The sequence below is a fragment of the Pseudorhodobacter ferrugineus DSM 5888 genome (genome assembly GCF_000420745.1).
In the GTDB taxonomy this organism is placed as follows: Bacteria; Pseudomonadota; Alphaproteobacteria; order Rhodobacterales; family Rhodobacteraceae; genus Pseudorhodobacter; species Pseudorhodobacter ferrugineus.
This window is the reverse complement of sequence record NZ_ATVN01000010.1, coordinates 91,734-105,568: the sequence shown is the minus strand read 5'-3', so window position 1 is coordinate 105,568 and position 13,835 is coordinate 91,734. Positions and strand designations below refer to the sequence as shown.

The 13,835-nt window shown below is 60.7% G+C and carries 15 protein-coding genes; 8 read left to right on the top strand and 7 right to left on the bottom strand.

From position 1 onward, the window contains the following. Positions 1-17 precede the first annotated feature (17 nt). A complete protein-coding gene (locus tag G560_RS0110725) occupies positions 18-311 on the top strand; it encodes a 4a-hydroxytetrahydrobiopterin dehydratase (RefSeq protein WP_028913984.1) in 294 nt (97 codons plus the stop codon). A 48-nt stretch (positions 312-359) separates the two neighbouring features. Here G560_RS0110725 and rnd read toward each other — a convergent pair whose 3' ends face one another. Then, positions 360-1,517, bottom strand: coding sequence for a ribonuclease D (rnd, locus tag G560_RS0110720; RefSeq protein WP_022704308.1), 1,158 nt, complete (start codon positions 1,515-1,517; stop codon positions 360-362). A 128-nt stretch (positions 1,518-1,645) separates the two neighbouring features. Beyond that, complete coding sequence (locus tag G560_RS0110715; protein WP_028913983.1) at positions 1,646-2,134, bottom strand: peroxiredoxin; 489 nt, start codon at positions 2,132-2,134, stop codon at positions 1,646-1,648. Positions 2,135-2,250: 116 nt separating this feature from the next. Between G560_RS0110715 and G560_RS0110710 the strand changes: the two genes are divergently transcribed. From G560_RS0110710 to G560_RS0110700, 3 genes are read left to right on the top strand one after another with little or no spacing between them, the layout of a single operon-like run. Next, entirely contained in the window at positions 2,251-3,453 is a 1,203-nt protein-coding gene (locus G560_RS0110710) for an NAD(P)/FAD-dependent oxidoreductase (RefSeq protein WP_022704306.1), read from the top strand. Continuing rightward, entirely contained in the window at positions 3,453-4,019 is a 567-nt protein-coding gene (locus G560_RS0110705; RefSeq protein WP_022704305.1) for an RsmD family RNA methyltransferase, read from the top strand. Before G560_RS0110710 ends, G560_RS0110705 begins: the two co-directional genes overlap by 1 nt. Beyond that, on the top strand, positions 4,016-4,675 hold the full coding sequence (locus G560_RS0110700; protein WP_033419358.1) for an HAD family hydrolase: 660 nt from the start codon (positions 4,016-4,018) through the stop codon (positions 4,673-4,675). The genes G560_RS0110705 and G560_RS0110700 overlap by 4 nt, the downstream gene beginning before the upstream one ends. Here the strand turns inward: G560_RS0110700 and G560_RS19970 are convergent. Further along, on the bottom strand, positions 4,670-6,055 hold the full coding sequence (locus G560_RS19970) for a pyridoxal phosphate-dependent decarboxylase family protein (RefSeq protein ID WP_231575915.1): 1,386 nt from the start codon (positions 6,053-6,055) through the stop codon (positions 4,670-4,672). The genes G560_RS0110700 and G560_RS19970 overlap by 6 nt on opposite strands. A 56-nt stretch (positions 6,056-6,111) precedes the next feature. Beyond that, positions 6,112-7,035, bottom strand: a complete 924-nt coding sequence (gene map / locus G560_RS0110690; RefSeq protein WP_022704303.1) for a type I methionyl aminopeptidase — start codon at positions 7,033-7,035, stop codon at positions 6,112-6,114. A gap of 139 nt (positions 7,036-7,174) precedes the next feature. Between map and G560_RS0110685 the strand changes: the two genes are divergently transcribed. The 3 genes from G560_RS0110685 to G560_RS0110675 are packed head-to-tail and all read left to right on the top strand — an operon-like array spanning position 7,175 to position 9,580. Next, complete coding sequence (locus G560_RS0110685) at positions 7,175-7,897, top strand: competence/damage-inducible protein A (RefSeq protein WP_028913982.1); 723 nt, start codon at positions 7,175-7,177, stop codon at positions 7,895-7,897. After that, entirely contained in the window at positions 7,894-8,604 is a 711-nt protein-coding gene (locus G560_RS0110680) for a GNAT family N-acetyltransferase (protein ID WP_022704301.1), read from the top strand. Before G560_RS0110685 ends, G560_RS0110680 begins: the two co-directional genes overlap by 4 nt. Positions 8,605-8,611: 7 nt before the next feature. After that, complete coding sequence (locus G560_RS0110675) at positions 8,612-9,580, top strand: OmpA family protein (RefSeq protein ID WP_022704300.1); 969 nt, start codon at positions 8,612-8,614, stop codon at positions 9,578-9,580. A gap of 23 nt (positions 9,581-9,603) precedes the next feature. Here G560_RS0110675 and G560_RS0110670 read toward each other — a convergent pair whose 3' ends face one another. Next, the gene (locus tag G560_RS0110670; RefSeq protein WP_022704299.1) at positions 9,604-10,509 is read right to left on the bottom strand and encodes a LysR family transcriptional regulator; all 906 of its coding nucleotides are present in this window, start codon (positions 10,507-10,509) and stop codon (positions 9,604-9,606) included. A gap of 351 nt (positions 10,510-10,860) precedes the next feature. Between G560_RS0110670 and G560_RS0110665 the strand changes: the two genes are divergently transcribed. Further along, positions 10,861-11,097 (top strand): EF-hand domain-containing protein, encoded by a 237-nt coding sequence (locus tag G560_RS0110665; protein ID WP_022704298.1) that lies wholly within the window; start codon positions 10,861-10,863, stop codon positions 11,095-11,097. 86 nt (positions 11,098-11,183) lie between these two features. On the opposite strand, the gene G560_RS0110660 is transcribed toward G560_RS0110665, so the two are convergent. Beyond that, the gene (locus G560_RS0110660) at positions 11,184-13,199 is read right to left on the bottom strand and encodes an NADPH-dependent 2,4-dienoyl-CoA reductase (RefSeq protein ID WP_022704297.1); all 2,016 of its coding nucleotides are present in this window, start codon (positions 13,197-13,199) and stop codon (positions 11,184-11,186) included. Between the two features lie 242 nt (positions 13,200-13,441). Next, positions 13,442-13,816, bottom strand: coding sequence for a hypothetical protein (locus tag G560_RS0110655; RefSeq protein ID WP_022704296.1), 375 nt, complete (start codon positions 13,814-13,816; stop codon positions 13,442-13,444). Positions 13,817-13,835 lie beyond the last annotated feature (19 nt).

Sequence of the window (13,835 nt, the reverse complement as noted above, 5' to 3'; positions counted from 1 at the left end):
CGCACAAGGATCCCATGATGAAAGCCGAACCTTTGACAGACCGCACAGCCCTTGCCCCCTTGCTGGCCAACGGCTGGGCGATGGACCCCGCCCGCGATGCGATGACCAAAACCTTTGTCTTTCGCAATTTCATCGAGGCCTTCGGCTTTATGACCCGCACAGCCCTTTGGGCCGAAAAATGGGATCATCACCCCGAATGGTCAAATGTCTATAAAACCGTGACCGTTACCCTGATCACCCATGACACCAACGGGCTAACCGAGCGTGACATCAAACTGGCCACAAAAATGGACAGCCTTGCCAAGGCCTGAACCGCCCTGCCATTTCATCTTTGCAAAAATACTCATTCAGCCCGTGGGTTACAGGCGAATAACCTTGATACTGCTCCCTTTGGCCGACAGCGCGATTTCGCCGCGGCACAGGCGCAAGGCATCTTCGCCAAACGCCTCATTGCGCCAGCCCGACAAAGCCGCAATTTTGCGTTGCCCGCCCGCGATCAGGTCAAGGTCCGACGCCGAGGCGATCAGTTTGGCGGCAACGCCCAACTCTTCGGACTTGGCTTTTAGCAGCACACGCAGCAGGTCGGCCAATGCAGGATTGACTTGCACCTGATCTTTGGACGTGTCGGCTTTGGGCTGGTCCTCAGGCTTGGCCTCGTTCCCTGCCTTCACCGCTGCCAGCAGGCCATCCGCGATATCCCCGCGCCGCGCCTCGCGCAGCAGCAGGCGCGAGCGACCCAATTCTTCGACATTGGTCGGTTTGGTCGAGGCGAGTTCCAGCAACGCGTCATCCTTGATCACGCGGCTGCGCGGCACATTGTTGCCTTGGGCATATTCTTCGCGAAACTTTGCCAGTTCTTTGACGATTGCCAGGAAACGGCCCGAATTGGTGCGGGTTTTGATCCGCAGCCACGCCTCATGCGGGCGCACGGTATAGGTTTCGGGGTCGGTCAACACGGCCAACTCCTCCTCAACCCATTTTTGGCGGCCACTTTCGGCGATTTGTTTGGCCAGCGCCTCATAAATCACGCGCAGGTGGGTCACATCGGCCAAAGCATAGGTTTTTTGCGCGTCACTGAGCGGGCGGCGCGACCAATCGGTAAAGCGGCTGGTTTTATCCAAGGGTTCGTGGGCGATTTTGCGCACAAGGGTTTCATAGCCCACCTGTTCGCCAAACCCGCAGACCATCGCCGCGACTTGGGTATCGAACAGCGGCTTTGGAAAGGAATTGCCTTCGACAAAGAAAATCTCAAGATCCTGACGGGCGGCGTGGAACACTTTGACCGTCGCCTCATGGCGAAACAGATCATACAGGGGTTCCAGCGACATATCGGCGCCGTCGATCGGGTCAACCAGAACGGCATCCCCTTTGGCCCCCGGCAGGGCCATCTGGATCAGGCACAGCTTGGACCAATAGGTCCGTTCGCGCAGGAATTCGGTGTCGATGGTGACATAGGCCTCGCGCTTGGCAGCGTCACAAAAGGCGGCAAGGTCTTCGGTCGTGGTAATTGTACGCATCGTATTCCTGCAAAAGCTGATCGCACGGGGTCATCCCGCAGGTTCCCTATAGGGATGCAATACGGCAAAAGAAAGCCCTGCTACGCGACGTAGCAGGGCCTTTTGTTCAGCATTCAGTTGTTTTGCAGTCAGATCGCAGCCAGCAACGCCTCACCACCCGAAATTTCGCAGGTGCCTGGGCTTTCCTCTTCGTGCAGCACGGTGACGACACCGTTTTCGGCCAGCAGCGCGTAACGCTTGGACCGCGCCATCAGGCCAACCGGGGGCGCATCGAACGTCATGCCCATCGCGGCGGTAAAGGCGCTGGTGCCATCTGCCAAAAGGCTGATACCTGCGTCGGCAGCACCCGTAGCCTCACCCCATGCTTTCATCACAAAGGGATCGTTGACCGACACGCAGACGATTTCGTCCACGCCCTTGGCGGTAAAGGCATCTTTGGTGCGCATAAAGCTGGGCACATGGGCGGAATGGCAGGTGGGGGTAAAGGCACCCGGCACGGCAAAGATCACCACTTTGCGGCCTTTGGTCAGGTCCGAAACGCTGACTTGCTCGGGGCCGCCTTCGCCCAAACGGACCAGATTTGCCTCGGGCAGTGTGTCGCCTACAGAAATTGTCATATCATTCATCCCAGTGCGTTGCGTTTCCATTGCAGCCAGATATAGGCTGCGGGCGGGTCCCCTGCCAGTCACGATTTGACAAAAACCTGTCGCGGGGGCGGTTAAAGGGGCCAAGGATGAAGCATACAGTTGTTATCGGGGCTGGGCAGGCCGGGGCATCGCTTGTCGCCAAATTGCGGGCTTTGGGCGATACGGGGGCGATTACCCTGATCGGGGCCGAGGCCGTGCCGCCCTATCAGCGCCCGCCCCTGTCCAAAGCGTATTTGATGGGCGATCTGCCTGCCGAGCGGTTGTTTTTGCGGCCCGAAGCCTATTACGCCGAGCAAAACATTGACCTGCGCTTGGGGCAGGTTGTGACGGCGATTGATGTGGCCGCGCAGACCGTGACGGTGGGCGGTGACGTGTTGGCCTATGATGATTTGGTGCTGACCACGGGGTCGGTGCCGCGCCGGTTGCCCAGCGCCATTGGGGGTGATTTGGGCGGGGTGTTTACCTTGCGCGATTTGGCCGATGTGGATGCGATGCAGCCGTATTTTACGGCGGGCAAACGGGTGGCGATTGTTGGCGGCGGCTATATTGGCCTTGAAGGCGCGGCGGTGGCGGCCAAACTGGGGCTGGATGTGACGGTGGTGGAAATGGCGCCACGGATTTTGCAGCGGGTGGCCGCGCCGGAAACGTCTGATTTTTTCCGTGATTTGCATGGGGCGCATGGGGTTAAAATTATCGAGGCCACGGGGTTGGAACGCTTGATCGGTGACGGCCATGTGACGGCCGCACGGCTTACCGACGGGCGCGAGATTGCGGCGGATTTTGTGATGGTTGGCGTGGGGATCATGCCTGCAACGGCGCTGGCCGAAGCGGCGGGGATTGCGCTGGACAACGGGATTGCGACCGATGCTTTGGGGCGGACGAACGTGCCGCATGTTTGGGCGGCGGGCGATTGTGCCAGCTTTCCCACGGCTGCGGGCCGGATGCGGTTGGAATCGGTGCCCAATGCGATTGACCAAGCCGAATGCGTGGCCGCCAATATCTTGGGCGCGGACAAGCCCTATGTGGCCGAGCCTTGGTTTTGGTCGGATCAATATGACATAAAGCTGCAAATCGCGGGGCTGAATACGGGCTATGACCATATCGTCACGCGGCGCGGTGAGGACGCTGTGTCGTTTTGGTATTATCGCGGCACGCAGCTGTTGGCCGTGGATGCGATGAACGATCCGCGCGCGTTTATGGTAGCCAAGCGGTTGTTGGCGGCGGGGAAATCGCCTGATGCGGCGCTGGCCAGCGACCCCGCGACCGACCTGAAAGCGTTGTTGAAATAATGCGGATTATTGGTGGCACCAACCGTGGCACGCATTTGGCCGATATTGGCAAAGGCGATGCGGCGGCACATTTACGCCCTACGTCTGATCGCGTGCGCGAGGCTGTGTTTAACCTGCTTATCAACGGGCGGTTGGACGGTGGCCCGAACCCTGTGGCAGGCGCGCGGGTGTTGGATTTGTTTGCAGGCACGGGCGCGCTGGCGCTGGAGGCGTTGAGCCGTGGGGCGGCGGCGGCCACGCTGGTGGATGATGGCAAGGTGGCGCTGGCGTTGATTAAGCGCAACCTTGAGATTACGCGGCTGGCGGCAGTGGTTTTGCGCCAGAACGCGGCGCAGTTGCCGCCGAATACCGCCGCGCCGTTTGATCTGATTTTTATGGACCCGCCCTATGGCAAGGGTTTGGGCGAAGCGGCGCTGGCATCGGCCATCAAGGGCGGCTGGGTTGCGCCAAGTGCTGTGGTGGTCTGGGAGGAAAGCGTGGCTGTGTCCCCGCCTGTCGGGTTCACCAAGCTGGACGCCCGCAAATACGGCGACACATTCATTACAATTTTAAGGGCACCTGCATGATACCCACCATGACCCCAAGGGCGATTTTGTTTGATTGTGACGGCGTGCTGGTGGACAGCGAGGCGATTGCCTTTGACCTGCTGGCCGAGGATTTGGCGGCGCATGGGTTGCACCTGACGCGCGCTGAAATGGAGCTGCGGTTTTTGGGCGGCACGATTGGCGGGCTGTTTACCACGGCGCGGGGCCTTGGGGCCAATTTGCCCGATGACTGGGTCGATGTGTTTTACGCCCGCATGTATGCGCGATTGGCGCAAGGGACAGGGCTGATTGACGGGGTGATGGACGTTCTGGATGCGTTGGACCGCGCGGGCATTGTCTATGGCGTGGGGTCCAACGGGTCGGACCAAAAGATGCAGATTACCTTGGGCCAGCACCCTGCCGTTATGGCGCGATTGGGCGGGCATTTGTATTCGGGGCAAACCTTGGGCTGCCCGAAACCCGAACCGGGGTTGTGGCTGCATGCGGCGCGCGCCTTGGGCGTGGACCCCGCCGACTGTGTGGTGATTGATGACAGTCCCACGGGTTGCATCGGGGCCGCGCGGGCGGGGATGCGCTGTTTGGGGTTGGCCGAACATGACGATGGCGCGCGGCTGGCGGCCACGGGGGCCGAGGTGATTGCATCGTTGCGCGACATTCCGGGCAAGATCGGGTTATAGGGCCAGCGCGCGCACGGCTGCCATCGCGGCGGTTACGTCGTGGGCGCGGGTGCGGTGGTTGGTGATTGCGGCGCGCAGGCAGGTTATGCCATTGATATTTGTGGTGGAAAATACGGCCACCCCTTGCAGTTGCAGCGTTTGCGCGATGCGGGTGTTAAGATCACTTTGCGCCTGTGGCGACAGACCCGCGTTGGCGGTAAAGACGCAGAGGTTTGACACAACGGGGGCCATCAGGCGCATCGGCGCTTGGCCTGCAAGGTCGCCCATCAGCGCGGCCATGCGGCAATTATCGCTGATCGCGGCGCCCAGCCGCGCGGTGCCATAGGTTTCTATCGCGGACCAGACCTTGAGCGCGCGATTGCCGCGCGAGAGGTCGGTGCCATAGTCGCAAAACCACGGCTCGCCCCCGCCAAGCCCTGCGGTTTGCGCGGCAAGATAGGCAGGGCGCGAGGCAAAGGCGGCGCGGTGTTCGGCCTGATCGCGGATCAGGACCATGCCGCAATCATAGGGCACATACATCCATTTGTGGAAATCACAAGCAAGCGAATCTGCGCGACCGATACCATCCGTTAGCGCGCGCCACGGGGCATCGGCCAGACGGGTCCATGCGCCGAATGCGCCGTCGACATGCAGCCAAAGCGATTGGGCGGCGGCCAGATCGGCCAGCGCGCCCAAGTCATCAAACCGGCCCAGATCGACCGAACCTGCGGTGCCGATGATGGCAAAGGGGGTGGCCCCTGCGGCGCGGTCAGCGGCAATCGCATGGGTCAAAAGGGACAGGTCGATGCCATGTGCGGCATCGGGGATAAGGCGCAGGTTATCGGACCCGAGGCCAAGCAATTCCAAGGCCTTGCGCGCGGCATTATGAACGCCTGCACCCGCATAGGCAGTCAGGTGAACGCCGCCATTCCCTTGGGCACGAACCTTTGGTCCAAAGACGCGAACACGGGCGGCGGCAAGGGCGATGATGGTGGCCTGCGAGGTGCCCGTCACCAGCAGGCCGCTGGCGGCTGGCGGGAAGTCAAAGACGCCTTTGGCCCAGTCAATCACCGCGCGTTCCAGATAGATCGCACCATGGTCACGCCCGCCCGTGTTGGCGTTGATCGTGGCTGCCGCCATTTCCGACAGGATGCCACTGGCCAACCCCGTGCCATGCACCCAGCCGAAAAAGCCGGGATGGGTGTTGCCGGTGCCGTAAGGCAAAATATCGCGGGCTATGCGGGTGGCGAGCGCGCTTTCACCGCTACCCGTGCCTGTCAGGGTGTAAGCTGCCTGCACCGCATCGGGCACGGGTTGCCACGGATGGTTGCGGGCTGTGGCAAGCTGGTCGATGCATTGGTCCAGCAGGCGGTGGGCGGTGGGCGGCGGCGCGGTAGGCATCCCAATCTGCGGGGTCGAGGCCGTTGTTTTCCACCTGCCGCCCCCTTTGGTTTTACCTAAGCCTCAAACGCCGATTTATAGAGGCCAGCGGGCGAGAGTGTGAAAATCTCGGCCCCTTTGGCCGTTACCCCGATAGAATGTTCGTATTGCGCAGAAAGTTTGCGGTCACGGGTGACGGCGGTCCAGTCATCGGCCAACACTTCGGATTCGGGGCGGCCCAAGTTTACCATCGGCTCAATGGTAAAGAACATGCCTTCTTCCAGCACGGCTGTGCGATCCTCGACCGTGCGTCGCATGTTTGCAGTTTTGTTACCTTGGGCATCTTTGCGGAAATTGGCATAATGCAGCACGTTGGGCGGGGAATGAAAGACGCGGCCAAGCCCGTGACCGCAGAAATCACGCACAACGGACAGGCCTTGTTTTTCAACGTAGGTCTGGATCGCATAGCCGATGTCGCCAAAGGTATTGCCAGGCTTTACCGCCTCAATCCCCTTCATCAAAGCATCATGCGTGACCTTGATCAGCCCCTTGGCCCGATCGTGCAGCTTGCCTGCAACATACATGCGGCTGGTGTCGCCGAACCAACCATCAACGACGACCGTTACGTCGATATTCAGGATATCGCCGTCCAGCAGCACATCATCCTTGCGCCGTTTTTCCAAGTCTTTTGAAATGGTTTCCGACTTTTGCATCGGGATCGGGGACCCAGGGATGCCGTGGCAGACCACATGATTGACCGAGATACAGGACGCATGTTTATAGCCGCGATAGCCGATGGTGGCGGAGGTCACGCCACGGCGGTTCACCTCGGCTGTGATGAAATCATCCAAGGCACCTGTCGTCACGCCCGGCACAACCAAAGGGCCGACCAGATCCAAAATCTCGGCTGCGACGCGGCCTGCGGCGTGCATGCCTGCGAAATCGGCAGCGTCATAAATGCGAATGCCGTCGCGTGTAATCCGTCCGCGTGTATCGTCCAAACCCTTGGCCTCGCTTGTTTGCCTTTGTTCTTAAATAATCCTCTTGCGGCAAAATGGCCAGACCTTGCAGTAATCTGGGTTTGAAACCCTGCGGGCGCGGCCCTATACCCATAAAGACCCTAAGGATATGGAGGCCGCGATGCCAAACCCCACCGCCGCGATGCTGGTTATCGGAGACGAGATTTTGTCGGGGCGCACCCGTGACAGCAATATGCATTTTCTGGCGGGCGAGCTGACCAAGCATGGCATTTCGTTGATGGAAGTGCGGGTTGTGTCGGATGATCGCACGGCGATTATCGCGAGCGTGGTCGCGCTGGACGCAGCCTATGACCATGTGTTCACATCCGGCGGGATTGGGCCAACCCATGATGATATTACCGCCGAGGCAATTGCAGCGGCCTTTGGTGTGCCGATCAGCCAGCGGGCCGATGCGATGGCACTGCTGGCCGCGCATTACGAACGGTCGGGGATGCCGTTCAACGAGGCGCGGCAACGGATGGCACGGATACCGGATGGGGCGGCGTTGATTGACAACCCGATTTCCACCGCGCCGGGGTTTTCGCTTGGGTCGGTGCATGTGATGGCGGGGGTGCCGAATGTGTTTCAGGCGATGGTGGCCAGTGTGTTGCCAACGCTGACTGGCGGCGCGCCTTTGTTAAGCCAATCCTTGCGCGTAGATCGGGGCGAGGGTGAGGTGGCCGAACCGTTTGGCGCATTGGCGGCGGAATTTCCCGACCTGTCGATGGGGTCGTATCCGTTTACGCGCAATGGGGCGCATGGCACGAATTTGGTTATTCGTGGCACCGATGCCGCCCAGATTGACGCGGCGATGACACGGCTTGCCGCGATGTTTCCCGCATGACGCCTGACCTGATTTACGAGGTGTTGGAACAGACATGGCCCGCCGCCAGTTATGCGGATGTTGTGCCGTGGCTGATCCGCGCGGGGGCAGGTGGCGGGCAACGGGTTTCGGCGGCAACGGTTGAGGGCGCGTTTGAAGACGCGGATATTCCACAAGCCGAGGCGGCGATGGCGGCGTTGGGGCAATCACCCTTGTTCATGATCCGCCACAGTGATGGGCGCTTGGATGATATGCTGGCCGCGCGCGGGTATGCGCGGCACGACCCCGTGGTGGTTTACGCGGCGGCGGTTGCGGATTTGGCCACGCCCGAACCTTCGGCTATGTCGGCCTTTCCCACTTGGCCGCCCCTAAGCATCGCGGTGCAATTGTGGGACGAGGCGGGGATTGGGCCGGGGCGCTTGGCGGTGATGGACCGTGTGACGGGGCCAAAGACAAGCATTTTGGGGCGGGTGAATGACCGCGCATCGGGTGTTGCCTTTGTGGCCTGTCATGGCCGCACGGCGATGGTGCATGGGTTAGAGGTGTCGCCCACACAACGCAGGCAGGGGTCGGGGCAAAACATTATGCGGATGGCCGCGGTTTGGGCCGGCGCCCAAGGGGCCGACACGGTTTGTCTGGCTGTGACCGAGGCGAATGTGGCGGCGCGGGCCTTGTATCAGGCGTTGGGGATGACAGTTGTAGGAGCGTATCATTATCGTAAAAAATAGCCCCTCTTTGGTTGGTTTGGTGCTGGCGTGCTGGTGTTTCGGCACGACCGTAAACGCCCTGACGCTGGAGTTTCCCGGCCCCGCCACACCCACGGCCAGCCCTGCGATGGCGCGGGGCAGTTATGCCTTGCCCAATGCCGCTTGGGCCAATGGCGCGCTTTCGGTGACGGTGATTGACGGCATGGTCGAACGCAGTGCGTGGCAGGTCGATGCACCGGGGCTAAGCAGTCTGGATTTGATGCAACCCTTGCGCGCGCAGCTGCTGGCGATGGGTTTCGAGGTGGTGTTTGACTGCGAGACAAAGGGGTGCGGTGGGTTTGATTTCCGCTTTGCGGTGGATGTGCTGCCGGAACCGCAAATGCATGTAGACCTTGGGGATTTCCGGTTTCTGTCAGTAGAGCGCAAAGTGGGTGCTGGGCGCGAAGTGGTGGGGCTGATGGTCAGCCGGTCGGCCAGCAAAGGGTTCGTGCAGATGACGCGCGCGGTGGCCGATGCGGGGCCTGCGCTGTTTGCGGCGACAAACAAGGCATCTGGCGGGATTGAACAGATTGCGGGGGCTGAGGGCACGGCGCTTGTCGCACCCAACGCGGCTGCGATCAATTCCGATATGGGGCGTTTGGTGACAGGCGGCGCTGTGGTGCTGGAGGGGTTGGATTTTGGCACGGGGGCGGCCGATTTGACCGAAGGGCGCTATGCGTCACTGGCGGCCTTGGCCGAGTGGTTGAAGCAAAACCCCGATAAAACCGTGGCGCTGGTGGGCCATACCGATGCGTCGGGGGGGCTGGAAGGCAATATCGTGATTTCCAAACGGCGGGCCGCATCTGTTCGGGCGCGGTTGATTGACGCTTATGGCGTGCCAACGGCACAGATTGAGGCGCAAGGCGTGGGTTATCTGTCCCCGATTGCGTCGAATTTGACCGAAGAGGGGCGGCAGAAAAACCGAAGGGTCGAGGCCATTTTGACCTCGACCCAGTAGTCTTGGGGGACTTTTCGGAGGGATTACCAGATATCCGGCCCTTTTTCGGCATAACGCCGCGCCAGAAAGTCGATAAAGGCGCGCACTTTGGGCTGTGTAAACCGGCCTGGTGGATACACGGCATAGACGCCAAGGGTCTCAACGGGAAGGCCTGGGATCGCCTCCTCCACTTGCCCGTTTTTCAACGCATCGGCGTAGAGGAACGAAGGTAGATAAGCGATACCAAGGCCCGAAATCGCGGCGTTCAGCAGGGACTGCCCGTCATTCACGGTCAGCCAACCTGCGGTGCGCACTTGGCGTTTTTCACCCGACGGGGCCGGAATTTTCCACACGTTGCCATTGGCTTGGTTGGAATAATGCAGCAGTTTATGATCATTCAGATCGTCGATCTTCATCGGGCGTCCGAACTTTTGGAAATAGCTGGGCGACGCGATCATCCGTTTGGATGTTTCGGTCAATTTGCGGGCGCGCAGGCTGCTATCCTCTAGGTCACCGATACGGACAGCCATATCAAAGCCTTCGGAAATCAGTTCAACATAGCGGTTGTTCAGCACCATATTGACGGTGATATCGGGATATTCCAACAGGAAGTCGCCCAGAATTGGCGAGAGCAGGTTGACCCCGAAATCCGTCGCCACCGAAATCCGCAACAGGCCTGACGGCGCGGATTGCATGGAGGTGACAAGCGCATCCGCTTCACCCGCATCATTCAGAACGCGGCGGGCACGGTCGTAATAGGCAAGGCCTATTTCCGTCGGGCTGACGCGGCGTGTGGTGCGGTTCAAAAGGCGTGCGCCCAAACGGGCCTCAAGTGCCGAGACATGCTTGGAGACAGCGGATTTGGAAATCCCCATCTTTTTGGCTGCATCGGTAAAGCCCCCTTGATCCACCACAGTGGCGAAAGCTTCCATTTCGGTTAGTCGATCCATTGTTTTCCCCATGCGGTAAGTGCAGGTCTATGCCCCCTTACTGTTCCCCAAATCAGGCAAGATCGGGGCGCTGGCGCGGCCAGTCCGAGGTATTTGCAAGGATCGTTAATGGCATGGAAACAACGGGGCATCGGCAAAAGGGCGCGGATCCGGTGATTGCGGCGGGCGGGAAAAGGAGCATCCGTCAGCGGTTGGCGGAAAAATGTTCCTCTATTTCATCCAAACAGGCGCCGATATGTCGGGGGTTTCCGCCTATGCGTGTAGGTTATGGAAAACAATTTCGAGGCGGCCTAGGTCTGCTGGCAAGCGGCGGCATGGTGCCCCCGCGGACAACCCTGAAAAGGAAACGATATGAACCGTTTTATGATTGCCCTTGGCCTGATCGCTGGCCTGACGACTGTTCCCGCCTTGGCCCAAGACGCCCCCGTTGATGCGGATGGCAACGGCACATGGTCGATGGAAGAGCTGAAAGCCACCTACCCAAACCTGAGCGAAGAAACCTTTGCCGCGATGGATACCTCGGCCGACGGTCAGATTGATGCGGCGGAATACGAGGTCGCGATGGGGGCCAATCTGCTGATGCAGTAAGGCACCCTTGGCCGGGGCACTCCCCACCCTGGCGCAGGCTTTGCAGCATAGTCTCCGCCGCTGCAAGGCCTGCAATTCTTTATGCTTCAGAAAGCCGCTGCCAAACGGGCACCTTGGTCGATGGCACGTTTGGCGTCCAGCTCTGCCGCGACGTCGGCACCGCCAATGACATGGTGCACGATCCCCGCCGCATCCAGCGCATCGGCCAGCGCACGGTTCGGCACCTGGCCCGCGCACATCACGATCGTATCCACGGCCAGCAGTTCGGGGCCATCAGCGGTGCTGATCTGCATCCCGTCTGGCACGACCGCATCATAGGAAATACCGCCCCGCATCTGCACGTTTTTCATCTGAAGCGCGGCACGGTGAATCCAGCCTGTGGTTTTGCCCAAACGGCGTCCCGGCTTTTCCGCCTTGCGTTGCAGCAGCGTGACCGCGCGGGCCGGCGCATGGGGCTGCGGGCCAGCAGCGGCCAAACCGCCCGCCACATCTGCCGGATCACCGACACCCCATTCGCGTTTCCACAGCGCCAGATCCTCGGTGGGTGAGGTGCCCTGATGCACCAGATATTCGGCGACATCAAACCCGATGCCCCCCGCGCCGACAATCGCCACGCGCTTGCCCACAGGTGCGCCAGTCAAAACCGCCTCATACCCCAAAACAATCGCACCATCTTGGCCCGCAATCTCCGGATCGCGCGGGGTCACACCCGTGGCCACGACCACCTCATCAAACCCGACCAAGTCTTCGGCGGTAGCGCGCGTGTTCAAATGCAGGCGCACGCCCGCCTCAAACAGCATGGTGTCGAACCAATCGACCAAACCGCGAAATTCTTCTTTCCCCGGTATCACTTTGGCAAGGTTAAGCAGGCCGCCCACATGGCCAGAGGCCTCGAACAGATCAACCTGGTGGCCGCGTTGGCTGGCGACGATGGCGCACATCATCCCCGCCGCACCTGCCCCCACAATCGCCACGCGTTTCGGGCTGGTGGTGGGAGCATAGGTCAATTCCGTTTCCGCACAGGCGCGCGGGTTGACCAAACAAGAGGTCAGCTTGCCGCTGAACGTGTGGTCAAGGCAGGCCTGATTGCAGGCGATACACGGCGCGATCTGCGCCGCCCGTCCCGAGGCGGCTTTGGCCACAAAATCGGGATCGGCAAGGAAGGGCCGCGCCATTGATACCATATCGGCTTGGCCACCTGCCAAAATGCCTTCGGCCACATCGGGGGTATTGATGCGGTTCGACGTGATGACAGGAATGGACACTTCGGGCCGCAAACGGGCCGTCAGCCACGCAAAGGCCGCGCGGGGCACCGATGTGGCGATTGTGGGCACGCGCGCCTCATGCCAGCCGATGCCGGTGTTCAGCATCGTGGCACCTGCAGCCTCAACCGCTTTCGCCAGCAGCACCACCTCATCCCACGTGGACCCATCGGGGATCAGGTCAATCAGGCTGATCCGATAGATCAGAATGAAATTCGGGCCAACGGCGTCGCGCACCCTCCGCACCACCTCAACCGGAAGGCGCATGCGGTTGGCATAGTCGCCGCCCCAACGATCGGTGCGCTTGTTCACGTGGCGGGCCAGAAACTGGTTCAGGAAATACCCCTCGGACCCCATGATCTCTACACCGTCATAGCCCGCTTCTTGCGCGCGGGTGGCAGCGATCACGATGTCACCGATTTGCTTTTCAATCCCCGCCTCGTCCAATTCGGCGGGCGCAAAGGGCGAGATCGGCGATTTCACCGCACTCGCTGACACGCAATCCTTGCTATAGGCATAGCGGCCGGCGTGCAGGATTTGCATGGCGATCCGGCCACCTGCGGTATGGACCGCATCTGTCACGCCGCGATGGTTGGTAATATCCTTGTCCGAAAACAATCCTGCCGCCCCCGGAAACACGCCCCCTTCGGCATTGGGCGCCATGCCGCCTGTCACGATCAACGCCACACCGCCCCGCGCGCGCGTGGCATAAAACGCGGCCACGCGGCCCCAATCGCCTGTCTCCTCTAACCCTGTGTGCATCGATCCCATCAAAACCCTGTTGGGCAAAGTGATGTGGCCAAGGTCCAAAGGGGCAAGAAGATGGGGATAGAACGACATGGGAAAACCTTTCGGAAACTGCTCGGCCCACCATGCCGCGAAGCCGTTAGCCTGTCACCCCCAACGCGGCGTCACCCCGCAGCTCCAACGATTTCATCTTTGCAAAAATACTCAAACAAAAAATGGTGCAAAGAAAGCCGGTCAAGGCTTAATGGAAAACCCGTGCTGTAGATCCCGCATGACCGCCGCCGGGGGGAATGGCCTTAAGGCCAGGGGGGCAGCGCCCCCGCCACCGTTTCCCGTTAGCCCATCGTTTCCAGACAGTGCCGCCGGAAGGCGCGTTTCAGCATGTCCAACTCGGCGCGCAGCAGGTCCAACTCGCCACGGATATCGTCTTCCATCGCCACGCCGGTAATTATGGTGAAATGCCCCAGCTTGTCGCCTGACACTGCGTCGCGGATCAAAAAGGTCTGCACCCCTTCTGACAGCGCCTCAACCGGAATCGGAACCCGCACGGCCCAATCTCCGGGGCGATCGGGGATTTCTGTGACGCTGGTGCCCGGCACCTGCGCTTCAAGGTGCATCACCTCTAGCAGCGGTTGGCCCGACGCTCCGCTCAACACACCTTCCCAAACACCCGACCGCAGCCGCGTTTTGACCAGCTTGGCTTCAGCCATAGTGTCGCCCCATCCTTGT

Coding starts and splice junctions, on each gene's coding strand:
- G560_RS0110725 (WP_028913984.1), top strand. CDS start 18: ATGAAAGCCGAACCTTTGACAGACCGCACAGCCCTTGCCCCCTTGCTG.
- rnd (WP_022704308.1), bottom strand. CDS start 1,517: ATGCGTACAATTACCACGACCGAAGACCTTGCCGCCTTTTGTGACGCT.
- G560_RS0110715 (WP_028913983.1), bottom strand. CDS start 2,134: ATGACAATTTCTGTAGGCGACACACTGCCCGAGGCAAATCTGGTCCGT.
- G560_RS0110710 (WP_022704306.1), top strand. CDS start 2,251: ATGAAGCATACAGTTGTTATCGGGGCTGGGCAGGCCGGGGCATCGCTT.
- G560_RS0110705 (WP_022704305.1), top strand. CDS start 3,453: ATGCGGATTATTGGTGGCACCAACCGTGGCACGCATTTGGCCGATATT.
- G560_RS0110700 (WP_033419358.1), top strand. CDS start 4,016: ATGATACCCACCATGACCCCAAGGGCGATTTTGTTTGATTGTGACGGC.
- G560_RS19970 (WP_231575915.1), bottom strand. CDS start 6,055: ATGCCTACCGCGCCGCCGCCCACCGCCCACCGCCTGCTGGACCAATGC.
- G560_RS0110685 (WP_028913982.1), top strand. CDS start 7,175: ATGCCAAACCCCACCGCCGCGATGCTGGTTATCGGAGACGAGATTTTG.
- G560_RS0110680 (WP_022704301.1), top strand. CDS start 7,894: ATGACGCCTGACCTGATTTACGAGGTGTTGGAACAGACATGGCCCGCC.
- G560_RS0110670 (WP_022704299.1), bottom strand. CDS start 10,509: ATGGATCGACTAACCGAAATGGAAGCTTTCGCCACTGTGGTGGATCAA.
- G560_RS0110665 (WP_022704298.1), top strand. CDS start 10,861: ATGAACCGTTTTATGATTGCCCTTGGCCTGATCGCTGGCCTGACGACT.
- G560_RS0110660 (WP_022704297.1), bottom strand. CDS start 13,199: ATGTCGTTCTATCCCCATCTTCTTGCCCCTTTGGACCTTGGCCACATC.
- G560_RS0110655 (WP_022704296.1), bottom strand. CDS start 13,816: ATGGCTGAAGCCAAGCTGGTCAAAACGCGGCTGCGGTCGGGTGTTTGG.